Annotated in this window: 22 protein-coding genes and 1 pseudogene; 18 read left to right on the top strand and 5 right to left on the bottom strand. The window is 38.8% G+C overall.

What is annotated here, in order from left to right; all coding sequences use genetic code 11:
• The first annotated feature begins 510 nt into the window (after window positions 1-510).
• On the top strand, window positions 511-774 hold the full coding sequence (locus J7E63_RS02075) for a hypothetical protein (RefSeq protein WP_215010071.1): 264 nt from the start codon (window positions 511-513) through the stop codon (window positions 772-774).
• Window positions 775-878: 104 nt separating this feature from the next.
• On the opposite strand, the gene J7E63_RS02070 is transcribed toward J7E63_RS02075, so the two are convergent.
• Entirely contained in the window at window positions 879-2,153 is a 1,275-nt protein-coding gene (locus J7E63_RS02070) for an MFS transporter (RefSeq protein ID WP_215010070.1), read from the bottom strand.
• On the bottom strand, window positions 2,150-3,475 hold the full coding sequence (locus tag J7E63_RS02065; protein ID WP_215010069.1) for an alkaline phosphatase family protein: 1,326 nt from the start codon (window positions 3,473-3,475) through the stop codon (window positions 2,150-2,152). The genes J7E63_RS02070 and J7E63_RS02065 overlap by 4 nt, the downstream gene beginning before the upstream one ends.
• Window positions 3,476-3,646: 171 nt before the next feature.
• Between J7E63_RS02065 and J7E63_RS02060 the strand changes: the two genes are divergently transcribed.
• From J7E63_RS02060 to J7E63_RS02025, 8 genes are all read left to right on the top strand, one after another.
• The gene (locus J7E63_RS02060) at window positions 3,647-4,561 is read left to right on the top strand and encodes an alpha/beta hydrolase (RefSeq protein WP_215010068.1); all 915 of its coding nucleotides are present in this window, start codon (window positions 3,647-3,649) and stop codon (window positions 4,559-4,561) included.
• Window positions 4,562-4,801: 240 nt separating this feature from the next.
• Window positions 4,802-5,830: a Bug family tripartite tricarboxylate transporter substrate binding protein gene (locus J7E63_RS02055; protein WP_215010067.1), complete on the top strand. Its 1,029-nt coding sequence runs from the start codon at window positions 4,802-4,804 to the stop codon at window positions 5,828-5,830.
• A gap of 75 nt (window positions 5,831-5,905) precedes the next feature.
• Window positions 5,906-6,358 (top strand): tripartite tricarboxylate transporter TctB family protein, encoded by a 453-nt coding sequence (locus J7E63_RS02050; protein ID WP_215010066.1) that lies wholly within the window; start codon window positions 5,906-5,908, stop codon window positions 6,356-6,358.
• A 56-nt stretch (window positions 6,359-6,414) separates the two neighbouring features.
• Window positions 6,415-7,941, top strand: coding sequence for a tripartite tricarboxylate transporter permease (locus J7E63_RS02045; protein ID WP_215010065.1), 1,527 nt, complete (start codon window positions 6,415-6,417; stop codon window positions 7,939-7,941).
• Window positions 7,942-8,022: 81 nt separating this feature from the next.
• The gene (locus tag J7E63_RS02040; RefSeq protein WP_215010064.1) at window positions 8,023-9,648 is read left to right on the top strand and encodes an ATP-binding protein; all 1,626 of its coding nucleotides are present in this window, start codon (window positions 8,023-8,025) and stop codon (window positions 9,646-9,648) included.
• A complete protein-coding gene (locus tag J7E63_RS02035; protein WP_215010063.1) occupies window positions 9,611-10,327 on the top strand; it encodes a response regulator in 717 nt (238 codons plus the stop codon). The genes J7E63_RS02040 and J7E63_RS02035 overlap by 38 nt, the downstream gene beginning before the upstream one ends.
• A gap of 275 nt (window positions 10,328-10,602) precedes the next feature.
• Complete coding sequence (locus J7E63_RS02030) at window positions 10,603-11,097, top strand: flavodoxin domain-containing protein (RefSeq protein ID WP_215010062.1); 495 nt, start codon at window positions 10,603-10,605, stop codon at window positions 11,095-11,097.
• A 296-nt stretch (window positions 11,098-11,393) separates the two neighbouring features.
• On the top strand, window positions 11,394-12,425 hold the full coding sequence (locus J7E63_RS02025; RefSeq protein ID WP_215010061.1) for an ATP-grasp domain-containing protein: 1,032 nt from the start codon (window positions 11,394-11,396) through the stop codon (window positions 12,423-12,425).
• Window positions 12,426-12,493: 68 nt separating this feature from the next.
• Here the strand turns inward: J7E63_RS02025 and J7E63_RS02020 are convergent, their stop codons facing one another.
• Window positions 12,494-12,868, bottom strand: a complete 375-nt coding sequence (locus tag J7E63_RS02020; RefSeq protein WP_215010060.1) for a nucleotide excision repair endonuclease — start codon at window positions 12,866-12,868, stop codon at window positions 12,494-12,496.
• 333 nt (window positions 12,869-13,201) lie between these two features.
• Here J7E63_RS02020 and J7E63_RS02015 point away from each other — a divergent pair, with 333 nt between their 5' ends.
• The 7 genes from J7E63_RS02015 (at window position 13,202) to J7E63_RS01985 (ending at window position 21,303) form a co-directional block, all read left to right on the top strand.
• Entirely contained in the window at window positions 13,202-13,783 is a 582-nt protein-coding gene (locus tag J7E63_RS02015) for a TerD family protein (RefSeq protein ID WP_215010059.1), read from the top strand.
• Window positions 13,784-14,165: 382 nt separating this feature from the next.
• Window positions 14,166-15,674 carry a helix-turn-helix domain-containing protein gene (locus tag J7E63_RS02010; protein ID WP_215010058.1) on the top strand — a complete coding sequence of 503 codons (1,509 nt, stop codon included), beginning with the start codon at window positions 14,166-14,168 and terminating at the stop codon, window positions 15,672-15,674.
• A gap of 35 nt (window positions 15,675-15,709) precedes the next feature.
• Entirely contained in the window at window positions 15,710-15,988 is a 279-nt protein-coding gene (locus tag J7E63_RS02005) for a hypothetical protein (protein WP_215010057.1), read from the top strand.
• Between the two features lie 253 nt (window positions 15,989-16,241).
• Window positions 16,242-17,915 (top strand): urocanate hydratase, encoded by a 1,674-nt coding sequence (gene hutU, locus J7E63_RS02000; protein ID WP_215010056.1) that lies wholly within the window; start codon window positions 16,242-16,244, stop codon window positions 17,913-17,915.
• A gap of 21 nt (window positions 17,916-17,936) precedes the next feature.
• Complete coding sequence (hutI, locus tag J7E63_RS01995; RefSeq protein WP_215010055.1) at window positions 17,937-19,229, top strand: imidazolonepropionase; 1,293 nt, start codon at window positions 17,937-17,939, stop codon at window positions 19,227-19,229.
• Window positions 19,207-20,202 (top strand): agmatinase family protein, encoded by a 996-nt coding sequence (locus J7E63_RS01990; RefSeq protein ID WP_215010054.1) that lies wholly within the window; start codon window positions 19,207-19,209, stop codon window positions 20,200-20,202. The genes hutI and J7E63_RS01990 overlap by 23 nt, the downstream gene beginning before the upstream one ends.
• A gap of 327 nt (window positions 20,203-20,529) precedes the next feature.
• Entirely contained in the window at window positions 20,530-21,303 is a 774-nt protein-coding gene (locus tag J7E63_RS01985) for an alpha/beta fold hydrolase (protein WP_215010053.1), read from the top strand.
• A gap of 114 nt (window positions 21,304-21,417) precedes the next feature.
• Here J7E63_RS01985 and J7E63_RS01980 read toward each other — a convergent pair whose 3' ends face one another.
• On the bottom strand, window positions 21,418-21,984 hold the full coding sequence (locus J7E63_RS01980; protein ID WP_215010052.1) for an undecaprenyl-diphosphatase: 567 nt from the start codon (window positions 21,982-21,984) through the stop codon (window positions 21,418-21,420).
• A gap of 195 nt (window positions 21,985-22,179) precedes the next feature.
• On the opposite strand from J7E63_RS01980, the gene J7E63_RS01975 reads away from it, so the two are divergent.
• Window positions 22,180-22,443, top strand: a complete 264-nt coding sequence (locus J7E63_RS01975; RefSeq protein WP_168243307.1) for a gas vesicle protein K — start codon at window positions 22,180-22,182, stop codon at window positions 22,441-22,443.
• A 22-nt stretch (window positions 22,444-22,465) separates the two neighbouring features.
• Window positions 22,466-22,609 (top strand): annotated as a pseudogene (locus tag J7E63_RS30280) (gas vesicle protein); the annotation flags it as partial.
• Window positions 22,610-22,824: 215 nt separating this feature from the next.
• Here J7E63_RS30280 and J7E63_RS01965 read toward each other — a convergent pair.
• A complete protein-coding gene (locus J7E63_RS01965; RefSeq protein ID WP_215010050.1) occupies window positions 22,825-23,388 on the bottom strand; it encodes a hypothetical protein in 564 nt (187 codons plus the stop codon).
• Between the last annotated feature and the right edge of the window lie 177 nt (window positions 23,389-23,565).

Raw genomic sequence — 23,565 nt, 5'->3', positions numbered from 1 at the left:
TACAACAAGAAAAAGAATAATCGAAAGAAACATGGGAATATGAAGGATGTAAGAAAAGAAATTGAACATATTTTAGTGAAATTAGCTAGTTAGTTACCGTAAAGCCAAAGAAAGAAGAACGTCGGAAAGCCGTATGAGGGAAAACCTCACGTACGGTTTGATGAGGAGGAACTGAAAGTAAAAGAGACAGCCGTGAGGCTATCCCATTGAAATCAGTTTCTTACTCTACATAGGAAATTAGGTCTATTTAAGAAGAAGATTGAAAGAAACGTCGAATAATATATTGTTAACAAATGTGGCGGTAACAGTTAGATAGTTTTAGGACATTGTAAAAATTTGAGAATTGCCAATGTCCCAACTTTCATTAATATGAAATAGGTAAATCTAAGCACTCCCTTGCTGGAAAGGTACTAATATTAGTAAACTTTCCGGCTTTTTTTATTTGGGATACACCATCTTTAAAGAACGTCCCACTCAAAAGGTGAATATAATATTTACAAGGAGGGATGGGTGCACATGTTTTTCTGTGGGTTAGTTCTTATTGGGATGGTCATTCCATTCGTGTTAATGAAAATAGATTCTAGATGGGTAAACTGGATCCCAGCGGTATTCTTTTTAGTAGGGGCACTCATTATGGGGGCGAAGGCGTTATTTTATCCAGATGAAGGAATGGCTGATTTAGCTGAGAGAATCTATTTTATGATGTTTGGATCCGTTGCGATTGGTTCTATTATTGGTGGGACAATCGTTCACTTCATAAAAAGTAAAAAATAAACGCGCTCTTTTTAAAGATTGTAGATTCTTAAATTCGCCCAATTATTGGTGTAAGGCACCATTTTATCAAAAAAAATAGACCTCAAGGTGAGGTCTAGTAATTTTTATTGAGAAATAGAATTTGATTGTGATATGCTGGTGGACTCCGGTACTCGCAGGAGGATGATGCCCCCGATGATGAAAAGAACAATTAAGCTAAACACGCCGCTATTGGTATTGCCGGTCATATATGAGGTGAAACCCATAAGAGACGGCCCTAAAATGGCTGCGAATTTATAAAAAATACTATAGAAACCAAAAAACTCATTCGCATGTTCTTTTGGAACAAGTTTGGCAAAGAAGGAGCGGCTTAAGGCCTGTATCCCGCCTTGTGAGGAGGCAACGAGCATCGCTAAAATCCAAAAATCTAATGTCGTTTTTAAGAAATAAGCATACGTACATATGACAATATAAACAAAAATTCCAACCAGAAGCATGGTTTTGCTTTTGAATTTATCGGCAAGTTTCCCATATAAAATGGCGAACGGTGCAGCCACAACTTGTGTTGCAAACAAGATAATGAGTAGATTAGTAGAAGTGATTCCTAGATCGGATCCGTATGCTGTAGACATGGTAATAATCGTATTAACTCCGTCGATGTAAAAGAAATAGGCTATTAGAAACAGAAACAATGGACGGTATAACTTAATTTTCTTGAATGTTTCAAACAGCTGTTTGAAGCCATTGGAAATGGGGTTTGACACAGCCTCTTTATAATATACCTGTTTTACATTTTTTAGCATCGGAATCGTGAATAAGCCCCACCATAAGGCGGTAATCGCAAAAGCCGCTTGACTTGCAACCGTAACAGATAAGGGGAGAATGTTTTGCTGCGATAATATGATCAGGGCAATGCTGATAATAAAGGGGATCGTACTTCCGATATAACCCATCGCATAGCCTTTTGAAGATATCTGATTCATCCGATCCTCGGTCGTAACATCGACAAGGAAGGCATCGTAGAAGATATTTGTTCCACCAAAACCAATAACGGTAACCATGTAACAAATTAATAAAATTAGCCATTGATTACTAGGAACAACAGCAAGCAGCAAGGTAAATACAATCCCTAATACAAAGAAAAAGGTGAATAAGCGTTTCTTTAACCCTTTGAAATCTGCAATACTTCCCAAAATTGGGGCACAAAGCGAAATAAGCAGAGTGGCAAACGAATTAGCATATCCCCAATAGGCAGTGGAAGTGGTAGCAGCAAGCCCCGCATCGTTTGCAGCCGCTTTAAAATACAACGGAAATATTGCCGTGGTGATTAGGATCGAATAAGCAGAGTTAGCCCAATCATATAACACCCAGCCTTTTTCTTGTTTCGACATCCGACTCATAGATTTTCCTCCTTTTCATTTTTCAAAATCTCTTCTATAGCCCTTCCATCTGTTTGGCCTAAATTTACGCCTAAAAGCCTTGCGAATGTGGGGCCTTCATCAATGAGACGGATTGAAGGCAGGGTGATTGATTTTATCCCTTTTCCGGCTGCCATAAAAATGGTTCCGTAATTTTCTTTCTCAGGTGAATAGCCATGACAGGCCAATGTGTATTTATGATTCGCGTTTACGTCCTCCTTCGTGATCGTTTTGATGAACTCTCCTTCGAAGTCTTCTAAAAAGAAATATCCTCTTTGGGCTTCAACCATAAAGGAACACGTTCCATCTGCGCCTTTTTCCGCAGCTTGTTCCCCAATGATAACGTTTTCAATCCCGTTTTCAGAATCCTCATACAAGGAATCTAGCAATCGTCTTACTTTATCATGTGTGTCTAAATCTTTTTTGTCTTTAATGTAAATATATGCGGAGCCATCACAACTTTTACAATATGCCTTCCAATTAATTATTTTTCCTTTTCCATTAGTGGTTATAAGATTTTGCTCATGAAAGAGAACATTTAGGTTAATGGCTTTATTTTCATCTAATGCACTATGATCACCTAGTGCAACTATAGTGGAATTCTCATAGATTCCGCTTTCCTTTAAGGCCTCGATAATTCTGCCAAGTCGGCTATTGTGGCGGTCGATCGCCGCGAGTGCTTCTTCTGAAGCAAAACCGTGATAATGGCGCTGGGTATCCAAATCCGTAAAGTGGACCATCAATAAATTCGGCTTCTTGGTTTTAATGGTATCGACGGTTGACTCCAAGACGAAGTCATCCAATTCCGGTTGCCTAAGGCCTTTTCGGATATGACCGTAACGTTTATTTAGATCCCACTGAAAGCGGGGACTTCCACTCATCAGTGAAACAAGAATTTGATTATGCCAAGGGCGGTTCGCAAAAATTTCGGGCATATTATAGTCAATTTTTGCTTTGGCTGTTACTGGCCATAATAGAGCAGCTGTTGTCATATTTGCCTTTCTTACTTCGTCATACAAGGTTGTTCCTCGAATACAATCTCTGAACCAGTTCCAATCAGGAGAAACCATGCCTGGCTGTATAAGTGTGTTATTAATTACACCGTGGCGGTTCGGATAATTACCAGTGACAATCGTTGCATGACAAGGATAAGTGACAGAAGGGTAAATGGATTCGACTTTTTCTACATAGGCCCCATTTTTTAATAGGGTTTGAAAGTGTGGTAGTTCTTTTAACTTAGGAAAATCTAAGGCTGAAAGGCAATCAAATGAAATGATAATTAAATGGTCAGTCAGTCGTTTCATAAATTGGAAAACCTCCGAAAATATCTACCAGTTACTACAATTGTACTACAGGTAGGCCGAAATGGAAGAATGGTTACAGAATATTTACAATATTGTTGAAAGCATTGATTTAATAGAAGGTTTTTCTAGTATAATGATATTAGCAAATTCTGGATTAATGGAGGTATGAAGATGCCAAGTATCCGAAGCTATTTTTTTGAAAAAGGAATTAAACTTTCGGTAAAAAGAGCCCTAAAAAAGGGGATATCAGATCGAGCAATGGATGAACAGCGGCAGATGCTCGACACGGCTGCAAGAAAACTGGGGAAACTCCCAAAAAACTGCCAGGTTGAGCAACTTGAAATTGAAGGCTTGTACGCTGAGTGGCTTAGTTCCGAAAACATTTTAGCTGACAAGGTGATCCTTTATTTACACGGTGGTGGTTATGCATTTTGTTCAGCCAATACCCACCGCCCACTAGCGGCTCGGATTGGGAAAGCGGCGGGTGTAAAGGTGTTATTTCCGGAGTATCGTCTTGCACCAGAGCATCCATTTCCAGCTGCAATCGAGGATGCTGTTACCGTGTACCGCTGGCTATTACGACAAGGTTATGATTCCTCCAAGATAATTTTGGCAGGAGATTCTGCAGGAGGTGGCTTAAGCATTGCTGCTACTTTGGTCTTAAGGGATCAAAATGAACCGCTGCCGGGGGCAATTGTTTGTCTTTCTCCTTGGGTCGATTTAACCAGCAGCGGGGAAAGTTACCGTAAAAACAAGGAGGTTGATCCCTATTTAAGTGTACAAGGTGTAAGGGATGCAGCACTAATGTATGCGGGGAATGAAAATTCCCTCAACCATCCGCTCGTATCACCTGTCTTTGCAGACTTGACAGGGCTTCCGCCATTATTCATCCAAGCAGGGAATCATGAGATCTTGCAAAGCGATGCAGAATTGCTCGCCACAAAAGCACGTCATGCAGGTGTTGATGTCACTTTTAAAGTTTGGGACAAGATGTGGCATGTCTGGCAAATTAGTGGTGATACTTTACCTGAAGCGAAAAAAGCTGTAAGCGAAATAGGGAAATACCTAAAGAAAACCTTCCAATAATTTTTTTAAGCATACTTTGGTAAGATAATGGTTCCATTTTATTATTGTAAATCTAGAACTCCTGTATCTTGTTGCAGGAGTTTTTTCGCGTTTTGAAAATAGGCCATTAAAGTCATGAACTTTATGAACAAAATGGCAGTTAAGTTTTTAATGCTGTTTAAATGAATAATCTATGAAAACCTCAAAATTTTTGTAAAATTAAGAAAACGTTAAGAAAACGTTTACAAAGGGGGAAATGAAATGTTTTCTATCAAAAGAATTTCAGCAGTAATGTGTGCAGGAGCATTGGCATTAAGTTTGGGGGCTTGCAGCAGTAAGGAAACAGCGAGTACAAGTAAAAAAGAGGAAGGCACCGGTTATCCAACAAAGGCCATTAGCGTGGTAGCACCTTCAGGAGCAGGTGGAGGCTGGGATTTAACAGCCCGCTCGTTTACAAAAGTGTTAAGTGAAACAAAGCTTGTAAAACAGCCAATGACAGTTGAGAATAAGCCTGGCGGCGGTGGAGCAGTTTTTATGGCGGAATATGCAACCCAGCAAGTGGAAAATAATGACATGCTATTTGTCAATTCACCGCCGATTATTATCAACAATTTAAAGAAAGAAGGAAACAGTCCGTACGGTTATAAGAATACCACACCATTAGCACAACTTACGAAAGACTATGGAGCGATAGTTGTTAAAGCCGATTCCAAATTTAAAGATTTAAAATCGGTTTTGGAAGAAGTAAAGAAGGATCCTAGTAAGTTGACTTTTGCTGGTGGCTCGGCACCAGGTTCGATGGACCATTTAGTTTCCATTCTACCAGCCTATAAATATGGGGTTGACCCAACCAAAATTAAATACGTTTCCTATGATGGCGGTGGCGAAGCGATTACCGCATTACTTGGAGGAAACGCAGATGTCATTGGGACGGATGCCTCTAGCGTAAAAGAGTTTCTTAAGGCAGGCAAAGTAAGGGTGCTGGCGATTACATCCACTGAACGCTTATCAGGTGACTTTAAAGATGTCCCTACAGCGAAGGAACAAGGTGTCGATGCAGAATTTACGATTTGGCGTGGTGTATTTGGTCCAGAAAAAATGTCCGATGAAGCAAAAGCTTATTGGGAAAAAACCATTGATAAGTTAGTTCAATCACCTGAATGGAAAAAAGAAGTCGAGACACAAGGCTGGGAATTAGAGTATAAAAATGGGACAGATTTTAAAAAGTTCTTAGATGATCAGGAATCACAAGTACAACAATTATTAGAAGCATTAGGAATGCAGAAGTAAAAGTAATCCGAGAGGGAAGGAACGACTTTCTCCTTCCCTTTCATTTTAAAATCGCACGGATTGGGGGGATTGCGGATGGACATTAAATTTGATCGCATCGCTGCTATAGTGTTTCTAGCTGTAGGAGTCCTATTTATTATCGGAAGCAGAAGTATTGCAAGCTCTTCTTATGGAAGTGTAGTCGGTCCGGATATTTTTCCATTTTTTCTTGGGATAGTGCTGACGATCTTAAGTATTCGCTTATTTTATGAAACCTTTAATGGAAAAACACAGGAAAAGAAAAAAGAAAAATTGCAGTATAAGCCTTTTTTAATTATATTGGCAGCCACATTAATCTATATTTTGACACTAGAATCTGTTGGTTATGTGATCACAACATTTTTATTTCTTTTTGTCTGCTTTCAGACAATGGAACGTGCTAAATGGCTGACCTCACTAATAATCGCGGGATGTTTTTCCGGATTTGTCTATTTCTTATTTGTCGAAGTATTAAAAGGAACGCTTCCAGGTTGGCCAATTTGGTTTTAGTCAATTAAGTTATGGTGTCAGGCACCACGTTTCTTGGAAGGAAAGGGGGATATGTAATGAATACTCTTGATTATTTGATGCACGGATTCGGTTCGGCACTTATTTGGTATAATTTACTTTTTGCATTTGTTGGAGTTTTGATTGGGACAGCCGTTGGGGTGTTACCGGGGATTGGTCCGATGAGCGGTGTTGCCTTGCTTATTCCTGTTACCGCTTCTATTACGGGAGGACTTCCTCCTGAACAAGCCGCAACTAGTGCCATCATTCTCCTTGCTGGTGTCTACTACGGAGCCATGTATGGAGGATCAACCACCTCTATTCTATTAAATACTCCTGGCGAGTCATCGTCCGTAGTGACAACATTAGATGGTTATCAGATGGCAAAGAAAGGACGAGCAGGGAGTGCGTTATCTATTGCAGCGATTGGGTCGTTTGTGGCAGGAATCGTCACGTTGGTCGCACTAATTGCCTTAGCGAAACCATTGTCAAATCTAGCCCTTAAATTTGGTCCTGCTGAATATTTCTCTCTGATGCTCTTAGGACTAGGGGCTGTTAGCGGATTGGCAGGAAAGTCCGTTACGAAAGCCTTAATTATGACGGTAAGTGGGCTGCTCCTTGCTACGATCGGAATTGACAATGTTTCTGGGATAGGCCGTTTTACCTTTGATATTCCTTGGTTATACCAAGGGATTGAATTCTTGACCATTGCCGTAGGTTTGTTTGCCCTTGGCGAGGTGTTTAAGACCATCTTAGAAAAAGATGAAGAAGATACACAAATGGCAAAGATTAATAATTTACTGCCTTCTAAAGAAGAGTTGAAAGAATCAGCTGGACCAATCGCCAGAGGGTCCATCTTAGGTTTTTTTATCGGGATTCTACCCGGAGCGGGCGCTACTCTAGCATCCTTTTTTTCTTACATATTAGAAAAGAAGATTTCCAAAGACCCATCAAAATTTGGAACTGGGGCGATTGCTGGTGTGGCAGCACCAGAATCTGCGAATAATGCCGCTTCAGGCGGAGCAATGATCCCATTGTTAACATTAGGAATTCCGGGCTCCGGCACGACCGCCATACTGATGGGGGCACTGATGATGTATAATGTTCAGCCCGGTCCGTTATTATTCGAAGATCATCCCCAGGTAGCGTGGGGGTTGATTGCGAGTATGTTTATTGGAAATATCATGTTGTTAATACTCAACCTCCCGCTCGTAAAGGTTTTTGCAAAAATCATTCAGACACCCAAGCAATATTTGATTCCAATCATTATTGCCATCTCTATTTTCGGTGTTTATGCAGTTCAAGTGTCGATTAATGATCTGTTGCTTCTATTAGGATGCGGTTTAGTTGGCTATTTTCTTAATAAACATGATTACCCGATTGCACCATTGGTGTTAGGACTTGTACTAGGTCCAATGCTTGAGAATAACCTGCGAAGAGCCTTAACGATTTCAAATGGAGATTTTGGACCCTTTTTCACACGCCCTATCTCATTAAGTTTCTTAATTATGACCGTTCTTTGGTTGGTTATTCCGGTCATAATGAAGATGAGAGGAAAAAATGTCGTTATTAACGAAGAAGGATAATCTTTTTAAAGTTCTGATTATTGCAAAAAACCCCTTTTTTTAAGGGGTTTTTTTCTATATGATAGATGTAGAGGTGTTTGTATGCGATTACATACGAAATTAATGTTAGGTATTTTTATTTTAATCATCCTAATTGGCGGGGTTTTTGAAATCACTTTTAAAAACATTATGGAATCCAATCTTAAGCACGAAAAAGGGACGAAGGCCTTATCGGTGGCACAGTCCATCTCAAATATGCCAGAGATTCAAAAAGCCTTTTCAAGTTCCGATCCTGCTGCCATTATACAACCGATCGCAGAAAAAATTAGAAAACAGGTTGGAGCGGAATTTATTGTTATCGGGAATCGAAAGGAGATTCGCTATTCACATCCAGACCCGAACCGATTAGGACAAAAAATGGTTGGCGGAGATAATGAACGAGTCTTTAAAGGAGAATCGGTTATCTCAGAATCGATTGGAACCCTTGGGCCTTCCTTGAGAGGAAAAGCACCCATATTTAGTGATGGCCAAGTTATTGGAGTGGTTTCAGTAGGATATCTTCAAACGGATATTGAAAAAGAAGTATCAAAGATAAGAAGAAAAATCTTTATCACAACCATGATTATTTTACTAGGAGGATTACTAGCAGCACTATTAATCTCCTTAAATATTAAGAGAGCGATTTTTGGACTTGAACCAAAAGAAATAGCTTGGATGTACCAGGAGAAACATGCCATATTAGAATCCATCCATGAAGGAATTATCGCAGTCGATACGAATGGGCGAATAACAGTTGTCAATGAAACTGCACATAAATTTCTCAATGTTCCGAGCGAGATCCTTCTCCGTGGAAAAAGAATTGAAGATGTGCTTGAAAATACGCATCTATATGAAGTTGTTCGAACGGGGCTTGCGGAGTATGATCGGGAATTTACCATTTTCGGCGAGGTTTTTTTGGTTAACCGTATTCCCATTTTTAATAAAAAGGGAGAAGTAATTGGAGCAGTTGCTAGCTTCAGAAACAAGTCAGAGCTTTCCAATCTGATTCAGGAATTGTCCCATGTGAAAGCATATGCTGAGGGCCTGCGGGCACAGACACATGAATATTCCAACCGTCTTTACACACTTCTTGGCTTGATTCAGCTTGGTTCTTATAAAGAAGCGATTGATTTCATTTCAAGGGAAGTGGATGTCGCGCAAGGTTTCATTAGCTTCTTAATGAAGGAAATTCCTGACCCGATAATTGCCGGATTTATTTTAGGTAAGGTTAGTTTATCGAGCGAGTTAAAAATCAATTTTACAATAGACAGAGAGAGCAGCTTTAAGGATGTTCCAGCGGAAATCAGTAGGGATACGTTAGTCACAATTATAGGTAACCTTGTCAATAATGCCTTCGATGCTGTAAGAGAAAATGGTAAGGAAGAAAAAAGAGTTTCTTTGTTTTTAACAGACCTGGGAAAAGAATTGATTATTGAAATAGAAGATAACGGCAAAGGCATTGACACGAGCCTAAGTGAACAAATTTTTCAAGATGGATTTTCAACGAAAAATCGTCAAAGCAATGCGGGGATTGGGTTAAGTCTTGTTAAGGAAGCCATAAGGGGCCTAGGGGGATATATCACCTTTTCCTCGAATGAAGGGGAAGGGACTATTTTCACAGTAGCGATACCAAAAAGCAGGGGGTGTTTGAATGAAGCAGAACCCGGATATAGAAGTCTTAATTGTTGAGGATGACTTACGAATTGCAGAAATTCAAAAAAGATTTATTGAACAGATTGCTGGTTTTCAAACGGTCGGAATTGCGGCAAGTTATCAAGAAGCAAAGACCTATATTGATCTACTACAGCCCGACCTTCTCTTGCTGGATGTATATTTTCCAGACATGAATGGAATTGATTTACTTAAAGAAACAAAGCAGAAAAATAAACAAATGGATGTAATCATGATTACGGCCACAAAAGAGATTCATAAGGTTCAAGAGGCAATTAGTATAGGTGTGTTTGATTATATTATTAAGCCGGTGATATTCGAGAGATTCAAACAATCATTGCTTAGGTATCAGGAATTTCATACAAAGCTAGTTGAGTTGAGGAATGAAAATCTCCATGTCACCCAACAACAGGTGGACAAGCTGCTGCGAAAAGAAATAGATCGATCCCTTAGCGAAAAAGCTTATTTGCCAAAGGGAATTGATCCGCTTACACTTGAAAAGGTTTTGGATGTCCTGTCGAAAGTCGATTTCGGGTTAACAGCAGAATTCGTCGCCAAAGAAATAGGCGTTAGCAGAACAACGGCCCGAAGGTATCTTGAACATCTCATGGCCGAGGAAAAAATTGCAGCAGATTTAGCTTACGGAACGGTGGGTCGTCCTGAACGTGTCTATTTGGTAAGAGGTGGAGTCAAATAGCATAACCACTAATAAGGAGAAGGCTCTAATGGAGAGCCTTCTTCCTTTTTGATGTAGGCAGTGATTAAGAAGGTGTGCCTGACACTATTGTGAATTATTCACATGGTGCCTGACACCATGTTGTACCTTTGTTTAATTGTAATAATATTGCCAATATTACCACAGTCGAGGATTGAATTTAGTTATATAATAAGATTAAATCTTCATACCCGGCACGATAGCAAGTAAATGTGGCCGTTTTTTTTGTAATGTAATATGAAGGAGGGGTAATTGACATGAAAAGTTTAATTGTGAATTGCTCGTCTCATGGGACTACAGAAAAAGCAGTAAGATTTTTAAGTGAAAGTCTTGAAGGGGAAGTTTTAACGGTGGATTTAAAGAAGGAGAAAGTAAAGTTCGACCTTGTTAGTTTTGATACCGTTATCATTGACGGCTCGATTCATGTAGGGAATATTCAAAGGAAAATAAAACAGTTTATAGGAAACAATCTTGATACGCTTTTGGAAAAAGAAATAGGTCTTTTCCTTTGTTGCATGCACGATGGTGAGACAGCGATTGAGCAATTTAACAATGCCTTTCCACAAGAATTACGCAAAAATTCCACGGCAATGGGGTTATTTGGCGGTGAATTTCTCTTATCAGAAATGAACTTTATAGAAAAACAAATTGTAAAAAAAGTGAGTGGTGCAACCATCGATCAATCCAATTTAGATTATGAGGCCATCAAAGAATTTGCGTCCAAATTAAATAATATAAAAAGTCTTGTTTAGATTTTAAATTGTGTTAGTGGTAGTTACCTATCTTCTATTCCTATAAAAGATAAGGAGCGATATCAGTTATGCTTTGAATGCCTGGTATGCCAATGTTATCAGGATATTTACTTAACATGAAATGAGAGCGTTTCTGCATTTGTAGAGCGTTTTTTTGTTGTTTTTTTAAGGGCTTATAGGCATTTTATTCGATGTCCCACATAGGAATATGAATTTTTTGTCAAATTTTGCTTATAAAAAAAAGAAACAATGACTATAATGAAAGAGGTCTTAATACAACAAGGAAGAGGATTCAAATGAAGATTTGGTTTAACAGATGGTTTACAACGGTTTCCCATTATATTGATATGATCCGGTTCAATGAAGATAAGCGGAAATTTATCATTTATGGGACACATCCGAACAAAGATGCCCTTTATTTACAAAATTGTGATTACGCCTTTGTCGAGCCAGATATATCTGGTGAAGAATATATTGGTTTTTGTCTTGAATTTTGTCAGAAGAATGGGATCGATATTTTTGTCCCAAGGAAAGAAAATGTCCTCATCTCAAAAAGGCTAAGTGACTTTGAGGCTTTAGGTGTTAAAGTGCTAGTTTGCCCTGAAGCAAAGTTAATGGAGACAATGGATAATAAAGCAGATACCTATCAGCTTTTATCAAACGGAGCAGCAAACTTTTTGATTCCGGACTATTATGTCGTCAATAATGTTGAGGATTTTAAGAGGGCGTATGAAAAACTCAAGGAAAAAGGACATACGGTTTGTTTTAAACCAGTGATTGGTGAAGGTGCCAATGGATTTCGGGTCATAATAGACCAAATCGTGTCCATTGACCAGTTTTTCAATCATGGAATTGGTTTCCGTATTCCCTATGCCCATGCCTGCGAAATTTTGAGCCAGCAAGATACATTCCCTGACTTAATGGTGTTGGAATTTCTAGAGGGAAGAGAATATAGTATTGATTGTTTATCGTCCCATGAAAAATTGTATGCTGCTATTCCTCGAATGAAGGGGGATGGTAGAGTCAGGGAGCTTGTGGAACAGGCGGAACTCATTAAATTAGCACACGATTTTCACCAAGAGTTTAAATTGCCATATGTATTCAATATTCAGGTAAAATACAACAACTTTGGTGAGCCGAAACTATTGGAGATTAATCCGCGAATGAGCGGGGGAATGCACATTAGTTGCTTGTCAGGGATTAACTTGCCGTATCAAGCCATCAAGATTTTACTTGGTGAAGAGGTGGAAGTAGTCAAGCCAAGGTTTGGAATTCGTGCAAGTCATATTGAGAAGGAAATGATTCTGAAATATGGCGATATTAGTTAATTGAATAGGCAAAAAAAGAAAAGAGCAGGTTTTTTTGGATCGACCCGCTCTTTTCACCATTAGGAAGCTTATTTATAAAAAACTTTATCGATATTGTATTTTGCATGTAGTGTATTAATGATAAAGGTTTCATAAATTTCTCTCTCCATCGGATCTTCCACAACACAAACTGCAATCCGATAAACTTCATCACGATGTAATTTGATCGGCGAAACAGTATCTTCAAAATGTCTTTTTACACGAGGGCGCAACTTCCTTGCTTTTCCTACAAATAATAATTCGTCATTTGCGTTTGAAAATAAAATAATCCCGCCTTTGTCTCTTGGGATCTTATTGTAATCAGTAAATCCATAAACGCTGCTTAGCGGCGCCTCTACTTTTTCTCCAACTTGGTTTTTCTTCGTAATCACTATATCAGGATTAGGTATTTCAATTTTTATCATTAAGAAAATCGCTCCTTGCTTAAAATAAACGGTGTCCCCGTTTTGCTAACAGTTCATTATAGCACAAACTTTTGTTAATAGATTTGACTTTCTTATTTTAACCATTTTTCACTTCTCAAAACCGGTTGAACAGAAACTATTTGATTATATTGGAGTGAGTAAATAAGGGTAGAAAAATATTCCTTATTTTTGTAAACTTAAGGAAAGTGTTGTAATTTTGCTGATTTAATTATGTTCGTAAGGTAAATAATTCTTGGTTTGATTCGATTGTTATGAACTTTCTATTTATAATAGAAGGTGACATAAAATATTAAGATTAGAAAGGGTGTTTTTATGGCTATTTCATTGTCTAAAGGGCAAAAGGTTGATTTAACAAAAACAAATCCTGGTTTAACGAAAGTAGTTGTTGGTCTTGGCTGGGATACAAATCGTTATGACGGCGGGAAAGATTTCGATTTAGATGCAAGTATATTCTTATTAGGATCTAATGGAAAAGTGACTTCTGAAAAGGATTTTGTGTTTTATAACCAGCTTGAGGGCGGAAATGGTTCCGTGGTACATACAGGTGATAACCGCACGGGAGAAGGTGACGGGGATGATGAGCAAGTAAAAGTAAATCTTAGTGCTGTTCCTGCTCAAGTGGAGAAAATTTCGTTTGTTATTACCATTCATGATGCAGAAGCACGCGGTCAGAATTTTGGACAGGTTTCTAATGCATTCTGCCGAATCGTAAACGAAGAAACAAACCAAGAAATCATTCGCTATGATTTAGGGGAGGATTTCTCCGTTGAAACTGCCATCATTGTAGGTGAATTATACCGACACAATGGAGAGTGGAAATTCTCAGCCGTAGGTTCCGGCTACCAAGGTGGACTAGCACGCATCGCAACAGACTTCGGACTAAACGTAGGCTAAGATGGTGAAAACAAAAAAGGACAAAAAGGTCAATTGACCATTTTGTCCTTTTTTCTTTGTTTTAGAGTGGGGTGTCACATTCGTGGTGTCAGGCACCGTAAAAAGACATTTGGATGTTTTGTCCGCCTGGGGTGGACACTGTCGAATGTTTGTTTGTTGGAAGTGTTTATAACTATCTAAATGGACAGGATTTTTGGTTTGGGGTATTGTGGAGTTAACTATTTTATTTTGAGTTGAGGAATGATTTTATATGAAATTTTTGTTTAAAACACAGGTTCTTTCGATTATTTTTGCAATCATTTGGGTTGTATAACTCAATATATTTGCCTTTTTGGACCAGCCAGAACATTAAAAGAAATACGAACGAAAGAGGGACATCACGATGGAAGGAAAATGGCTGATTGCCGATCGCGATTTGAATGAACGTGAAGGACTAAAATGGCTGTTGAAAACGACTTCCATCCCTGTCACAAACATATTATTAGCTTCTAATTACCAGGAATTTGTCGTTAGGTTTGAACAAGAAAGGCCAGATGTTGTTTTAATCGAACTTGATATGATCTCCAAGGAGGTTTGGACAACCTTTCGAGACCTGATGCAAATCTATGACCCAGTCTTACTGTTAACTTCCGCAGAAGGAACCTTTGAAAAAGCTCGCCTTGCCATTGACATGCAAGCGCTAGATTTAATGATTAAACCTTTGTCGGCAACCAAGGTTACATCTGCTTTCCATAAATCCTCACGAAAACTTGGAACCAAAAATCAGGCAGACGGAATCCTTAGTCCCAAAACATATATGGACATATCATATGAAGCTTTATTTATTTCTCAACCATCTTTATCAGAAAATTTTCATCTAGCGGCTTTTCAAACAGAAGGTATCGGCAAGATAAGTTCATTGCATTCTTTCTTAAGAGAATTTCCTTTCAAGGGTGTCCAAGGTATATTCGCAATGGACGATATGGTTGTGATTCTGTTTAAGGAAACGGCTCATCAGTTAACAGAGCAGTGTCAAAAAGCAATGCGAAAATGGGAGGAGGAATTTTCTGACCCTCTTGCCATCGTTGTCCATAAAGGAAATACTTCGACAATGAGCTTGAATCAACAATACTTCCAAACCCGAAAAATGCTGGAGTTCACCTATTATAAAGGCTATCGCCAAGTAGCTGAATTTGAACACTCACCAGAATGGGTACATATTGACCCTTTTTTAGCCCCTCCTGAACAGAGAGCATGGGTCGACATGCTGACAAATACCGATTTAGAAAAAATAAAGAAGTGGCTGTACGAGGAATTTTTACAATTACAAGAACCTTATCCTGATCCAGGATTGGTTAGAATCCAACTTACGAGTATACTCGCCCAGGTTAGAAGGTTTATGAAGACCAATAACTTAGACGAGAACCAAAGCTATGAACTGGAGTACCGCTATATTTTTAATTCAATTCTGTACGATAAGGTCCTTTACCGTACTGTTCAAAATCTCATCTTATTTATTCAAAAATTGTTTATAGGTGCAGAGAATAGCACCAAAAATAAACAAGATCCGATTGAACGCGGCATATCCTTTATGGAGACTCATTTTTCCAATAGTTTGCTCAGGCTCGAAGATGTGGCGCTGTATGTTGACCGAAATCCTTCCTATTTCAGCCATATGATGAACACTAAAACCGGTTCAAGCTTTACAGAAGTATTGACGGCAATAAGAATGAAGGAAGCAAAACGGTTACTGATTGAAACGAACAAATCGATTAAAGAAATTTCAAACCTTGCAGGCTATCAAAATTCTAATTATTTTAGCCGGATGTTTAAGGAATTAGTAGGTACTTCACCAAGAGAATTTCGCATGAATAAAGTGAAAATGTTTAAAAGTGAGAGGGAGACAGACTAATTTTTGTTAATTTATGATGGGAGATGAGGGAAAAAATGAAGACAGTAATCATTATCTTAGTTTTATTTTTCCTGTTCATTTCATTACTTCAACTTTATATTAATAGAAAATGGCAACTGGTTTACACGGCGTTTGGACATGATCAATATTTTATGATTATTGCTAAGTTAAATGCTGCAGGAGTTAAATATAAAATCAAAACTCCTGTGAATTTTCACAATGACGGTGGGTTTAAGGATCAAACACAATATGATATTTTTGTAAAAAAAGATGAAGAACACAGGGCACATGCTGCCCTCCAAAATAAATATTAATACTTTGTTTGTGTTCCTTAAAATAATGCCAGTATTGGACCCATCAGGAAAGTGATTGGGTTATTTTTTATGCAATCAAACCTAAAGATAATATCTAATTTATAAAGATATTATGGTTATTAGGACGAACTATCTAAAAAAAATCTAGTACAAACTACAAATATTATCTATTATCTAATGTTCCATTCGTATTTTTCAGAAGATTTTATTTTTATAATAAAAATAGACCTAAAACAAAAAGGGAGTGGAAACAATGGAAACAAACACAACGAATTCAAGAGTTATTAAAAATTATAAAGGCACTGAATTACATGCAAAGGGCTGGATCCAGGAGGCGGCACTGCGCATGCTAATGAACAATCTGGATCAAGAGGTTGCCGAAAGACCGGAGGATTTAGTCGTTTATGGTGGAATTGGCAAGGCTGCTCGGAACTGGGAATCTTATGATGCCATCGTGAAAACGCTGCTAGAATTGGAGAATGACGAAACGTTAATGATTCAATCTGGTAAGCCAGTGACTGTTTGGAAATCGCATAAGGATGCACCGCGCGTGTTGCTTGCCAACTCCAACCTGGTTCCAGCATGGGCGAATTGGGAGCATTTCCACGAGTTAGATAAAAAGGGCTTGATGATGTATGGGCAAATGACCGCTGGCAGCTGGATTTATATCGGCAGCCAAGGAATAGTGCAGGGAACGTATGAAACGTTTGCCGAGCTTGCCCGTCAGGAATTCGGAGGAACATTGAAACACACCATCACTCTAACAGCAGGTCTAGGCGGCATGGGTGGAGCACAGCCTTTATCCGTAACAATGAACGACGGGGTATGTATCGCCATCGATGTGGATGAGACAAGAATCGACCGCCGTATTGAAACCGCTTACCTTGATATTAAAACAAATGACCTTGAGGAAGCATTAAAAATGGCTCAAGAAGCAAAGGTCGCTGGTAAAGCATTATCAATTGGTTTATTAGGTAATGCAGCAGAAATTTTACCAATCATGATTGAAAAAGGCTTTAATCCAGATGTATTAACGGATCAAACTTCTGCACACGACCCGCTAAACGGATATGTTCCAGTTGGTTTTACATTAGAAGAAGCGTCAACATTACGAAAACAAGATCCAACTAAGTATGTAGAACTTTCAAAACAAAGCATGGCTGTACATGTGAAGGCAATGCTTACTATGCAACAAAAAGGTGCGGTAACGTTTGACTACGGTAACAACATTCGTCAAGTAGCGAAGGATGAAGGTGTGGAAAACGCATTTGATTTCCCAGGCTTCGTTCCCGCCTATATCCGTCCATTATTCTGCGAAGGAAAAGGTCCATTCCGCTGGGCAGCACTCTCTGGTGATCCAGAGGATATTCGTAAAATTGATGAAGCCTTGCTTCGTGAGTTTAAAGATGACGAACATCTTTGTAAATGGGTGAAGATGGCCCAAGAAAAAATCAGCTTCCAAGGCCTTCCTGCTCGGATTTGCTGGCTTGGATACGGTGACCGTGCTCGTTTTGGAAAGATTATCAATGATATGGTCGCCTCTGGAGAAGTTTCAGCTCCAATCGTTATTGGTCGTGATCATCTAGATGCAGGCTCTGTTGCTTCACCAAACCGTGAAACTGAAGCAATGAGAGACGGAAGCGATGCCGTTTCTGACTGGCCAATTTTAAATGCGATGATTAATGCTGTTGGCGGCGCGAGCTGGGTTTCCTTACACCATGGCGGCGGGGTTGGCATGGGTTACTCTCAACATTCCGGTATGGTAATTGTTGCAGATGGTACAAAGGATGCGGAAATTCGCTTAGAACGTGTATTAACGACTGACCCTGGAATGGGGGTTGTGCGTCATGCCGATGCAGGGTATGAGATTGCTATTAAAACAGCAAAAGAGAAGGGCATCAAAATGCCAATGCTTAAACAAGATTAAGACTGAGAGGATGGTAGATTAATGAGTACACCAATTTTTATTAGAAATGCCTCTCAACTTGTGACTTTGCAAGGGAGTTCCGATGCTCCTCTTGTAAAGGGCGCGATGTCTGAGCTTGGCATTATTGAGAATGGCAGTGTTTGGGTAGAAGACGGAGTGATTCAGGCTGTTGGAACGGATGTGGAGCTTTTTGAAAAATATGCTGGTCGCATTGATGAGGCAGAAGTGGTAGATGCGAGTGGTAAACTCGTAACTCCAGGACTTGTTGACCCCCACACACATCTTGTGTTTGCTGGCAGCAGAGAAAATGAGTTCAATATGCGCTTACAAGGTGCTACTTATATGGAAATCATGAACAGCGGCGGTGGAATCTATTCGACGACTAGACGGACGCAGTCTGCGACACATGAAGAGCTATTTCAAGAAAGTTATGAGCGCTTGAATCAATTCCTGCGCCACGGTGTCACAACGGTTGAAGCGAAAAGTGGCTACGGGATGGAATGGGAAACGGAACTAAAGCAGCTGGAAGTGGCCAAACAGCTTAATGACAAGCATGTGATTGATGTTGTTTCAACATTCATGGGAGCCCACGCTGTACCGAAAGAGTACAAACAAAATCCTGATGAGTTTGTAAGATTGCTGATTGACGAAATGATTCCAAAGGTGGCAGAGCTCGGACTGGCAGAATTTAATGATGTTTTTTGTGAACATGGTGTTTTTACTCCAGAGCAATCGAAGCAGATTCTTGAAGCAGGCCTGCGATATGGCTTGATTCCGAAGATCCATGCGGATGAAATTGAGCCTTATGAAGGTGCTGAACTTGCGGCTGAAGTGGGTGCCATTTCGGCGGACCATCTCTTAAAAGCTTCGGAAAAAGGGATGAAAGCAATGGCTGAAAAAGGTGTAGTTGGAGTGTTGCTTCCAGGAACAGCTTACTTTTTAATGGCGGAGTCTGCAAATGGCCGTAAAATGGTAGATTTGGGTGTACCGGTGGCATTGTCGACAGATTGTAATCCCGGTTCATCACCAACGGTTTCACTGCCATTCATTATGAATCTAGGTTGTTTAAAAATGGGGATGACACCTGCAGAGGTGATTACTGCCACGACAATTAATGCTGCACATGCCGTTAATCGAGGTAAGGAGATTGGCAGTTTAGAGGTCGGCAAAAAAGCAGATGTTACGATTTTTAACGTCGGGAATTATATGAAACTGCAATATTCTTATGGTGTGAATCATACGGAAACCGTCGTGAAAAATGGTCAGGTGGTTGTCAGGGGAGGTCAGTTAGTTGAAGAGCTTTCTCTATCCTAAACTGAATCCACCGAGTTTTACATGGGTGAGACCTGATGAAGGGGCAGAGGTTGCGAAGGTGCACGAGTGGATCCAACCATTGACCGCTGCCACGAATCCTGAAAAAAGCAAGGACGCCGACTTTGTTGTTGTCGGTGTTCCGCTGTCTCGCTCATCGATAAGCGCTTCGGGTGCCTCAGAATTTCCTGAGGCATTCCGCCGCTCGTGGCGAAGTTTTACTACTTATAACCTTGATGAGGATATCGATTTATCCGAAATGACAGCTGTGGATGTTGGTGATGTGCCGATGCATGTCACGAATATCCAGCGGTGTCATGACAATATCATCGAAGCATCTGCTGCCCTTCATAAACATTTTGATGCCTCAAAGGTGTGTGCCATTGGCGGTGATCATTCGATAACAGCGATGATGGTCAAAGGTCTGCATCAAGTGAGGCCTGATGAAAAAATTGGCATCCTGCAGTTTGATACTCATTTTGATTTAAGGGATATGACCGATAATGGTCCGTCCAACGGGACTCCAATGCGGAATTTAATTGAAAGCGGAGTAGTGGATGGTAGTAATATGTACAACATCGGTCTGCATGGATTTTTTAATACAAAAGATTTAAAAAAATATGCAGATGAAAAAGGCGTCAACTATATCACGCTTCGTGAAACTCGAAAAAAGGGGATCGAAAAAACGGTTGTTGCCTGTTTAGAAGCGCTCGCTGCGAAGGTGGATACCATTTATTTAACAGTCGATATGGATGTTCTTGATATTGCCTATGCTCCAGGAGTACCGGCCTCAACGCCGGGGGGCATGACAACAGCAGAACTTTTGGATGGGGTACTTGTGGCTGCTAAACATCCAAAAGTCAAAGCAATGGACATCGTCTGCCTTGACCCACTAAAAGACACACATGTACAGCCAACAGTAAAACTTGGCACACACGTATTTCTAACCTTTCTTACAGGAGTAATGCTTCGCTAAAAAATTAATGGTGTCAGGCACCATCAAAAGACACTTCACTCAATTTATCCATCACGGGTGGACAGCGTTCTTTGAATTGGAGATTAATGTAAATGAAAGCAGGCGATCATTATCTTTTGGTGGCCTGCTATTTTTATGCGATAAAATAAATAAATATTCCTCCACAAAAGTTATACCTACTTATTGTATTTTAAAAAAACTAAGATAAATACTAACTAAAGATGCTATAACTTGGTATCAAATGAGTATGCCATTAAAGATCCTGGAAAACATTCTTTCTAATGACTTTTTGGAATTATTTAAGATTTATGAGGTGATTAAACACACATGACAATGTTGGATGTGGACGGTATCAGCCTGTATTATAACGTTAAGGGGGAAGGGACTCCTATTGTTTTTATTCATCCCCCACTACTCACAAGCGCGAATTTCAAGTACCAAATAGATGAATTATCTCAAAAGTTTAAAGTTATTACATTCGATATTAGGGGACATGGAAGGAGTTCGTACTCACTACAACCAATAACGTATCCGCTAATTGTAGAAGATATCAAACGTTTATTGGATCATCTGAAAATTACAAAAGCATTTCTATGCGGATATTCAACCGGAGGGTCTATTGGATTAGAATTTTTATTGACATTCCCCAATCGTTCCATAGGAGGCATTATCATTAGTGGAATGTCTGAAGTCGGAAATTGGAATTTAAAAAGGAGGATTTTTTTAGCAAGGAGTATTTTGAAAGCAGGAGCTGTTCGTTTTCTGGCGTCTGTCATTACATGGGGAAATTCGGATACACAAGAGACATTCATGGAGTTGTTAAAAGAGGGACTAAAAGGGGATGCAAGAAATATCGAGCAATATTATCATTATAGCTTACACTATAATTGTACTAATCGGTTAACCATGATTGAATTGCCGATTTTGCTGGTTTATGGTACTGAAGATAAGTCATTTCATGGTTATGCAAACTTATTACACGAAAAATTGCCATATAGTGAATTAAAGTTCCTTCCAAATGAAAAACATCAGCTTCCGACAAAAGCAGCGAAGGAATTAAATCAATTGATAAACCAGTTTATCAATGTTCTTTGTAAATAGCATTGTCCTTTACTATTGAGGAACAGAAATGCAACTGAAGAACAGTTTTTAGGAGTTAAAAATACATAAAGAGGTAATTCCTACCGAAATGGAATTACCCTGATAGCAAAAGTGTTAGCGGTATCTTATTAAAGAACAGAAACGATTATAAGAATGGATAACGCGATCAATGAATGGATTCCAAACCTGTCTGGTAATGTAAACAATTATTGAAGTTAAACTTCCTAGGAAGGCACTGCCTACAATATCAGAAGGAAAATGTTGACCCATCCAAATTCGTGAGAATCCTGCCAAGAAAGCTAAAATGAACATAATAGAACCAACTACGCGCTTATAAAGTAGTACAGAAGTTGCTGCAGCAAACGCTAGAGTGGTGTGTTTACTTGGAAATGATGAATTCTTTTTTGAGGGGGACGGGGGTAATAAATGTACCCAGTTTTTCAAAAATGGACGTGGTTTAAAATAAAACAGTTTAATAAAACAATTGAGAAGTAAAGTTACTACAACTGATATTCCTGCAAATAACGTGACTTTTTTATAAAAGTTGTTTCGAAACCACATAAAGATTAATAAAACCACATACAAATAACGAACTTTTTGAGAAATTATAATCATAATCGTGTCGAAAAGACGATAACGACCAGCAAATTGGTTTATAGCTCTAAATATTCTGTAGTCCATTCCAATCACTCCTCCAATTTTCCTCCCAATAATATTGCTAGTTTTTCCGATCAAAAAGTAAATATGTATATGGTTTCAGGGTAATCTCGGTTGCCAATATTGATATAATTGTTGTCGATCTAAAGCTTTTGATTTCATCAATTGAAAGTGCCTTTGGAACGTACGAGCGGAAAATTGGTGGGGGGTCAATAGTAGATGGAACGATTACCACTGGACTCAAGTAAAGTAGAGCAAGGATTAGCGAAATTAGTCCTAACAATTATAGAACTGCTGCGCCAGCTCATGGAGCGGCAGGCAATGCGAAGAGTTGAAAGCGATTCTCTTACCGATGAACAATTAGAAGAATTAGGGTTAACTTTAATGAGGCTTGAAGAAAAAATGGAAGAATTAAAAATCATTTTTGGTTTAGAAACGGAAGACCTCAATATAGAACTTGGCCCATTGGGGAAACTTCTCTAAACCGGCTGATAGGAGAGAGACTATGCCCATCCAACACCCGTCACTATCATCATCGAATTTGCTTGAGGTATTAGAAAAAATACTTGATAAAGGAGTGGTTATTGCAGGGGATATTAAAATATCGTTAGCAGACGTTGACTTGTTAACCATTAAAATCAGGCTGCTCTGTCGATTAGGAAAGTGGAGTCGACACTTTCTTTTTTATTGTAATTTCCTTGTGTGTGAAGTAATCAAAAATGAAAGTTCGGTAAGTGGATGTTAGGTACCATAAAACTTTAAAAAATATTTGACATGGTAAGACTAATCAAAAAAACCCTGATATTCTCAAGGTTCTTATTGTTTAGTAATGGGATAAGCGAATTGTATTCAATTATAATATGACTATTTTTTATTGTTTTTTAATATTTTTTTGAGTAATTTAAAAAGATCACTATTTTGTTCTTTTACGTCTTTTAGTTCTTTTTTTAACTCTAAAATATCATTAGTGATATTCTCTAGTTTTTGGGACAAAGATGCCAGCTCTACATTTTCTTGTTTTTCAGAAACCTTAGATACTGGGAGTGTCGCGTTTAGATTTTTTTTACTAAGTTCTGTAACTGAATCCAATAATGAGTCATTTTTCATAGTTGTTGCCAGTTGTTTCATGATAAAATTCAAATCAAGCGAATCCTTGTCTACATTGTTACCCGTATTCTGTACGCTATTATCATTAGTGACTTTCTTCCGTTTTTCAGTAATTTTTGACTCAGGAGGCGCAGGGTTTTGATTTTTTTTATTAAGTTCCGTAACAGAATTCATGAGCGAATCGTTTTTTAGGAGAGTTGTTGCCATTTGAATTAATGATCCAAAATCAAGCGAATTTGGATTTTTTAGTAAATTGTTGGCGAGATTTTCTAAATTGTTACCCGTATTCTGTACGCTATTTTCATTAATGTTTTCCTTCATAATTTAACCACCTTTTTAGTTTGAATTAGTAATAAGCTCAGAAATTTCCTAATATCTTATGTCGTTTGACTAAAAATGTAGTGTGTTAATATCATCATGTAACGAAATATTTTCTCTTTAATTCTATAAAATATTAAGAAAAAACCTAGAAGATTATTTTATTTTTAAATAATCTTC

It is taken from the genome of Bacillus sp. ISL-75 (genome assembly GCF_018613095.1).
This window is presented reverse-complemented; position numbering and strand designations above follow the sequence as displayed.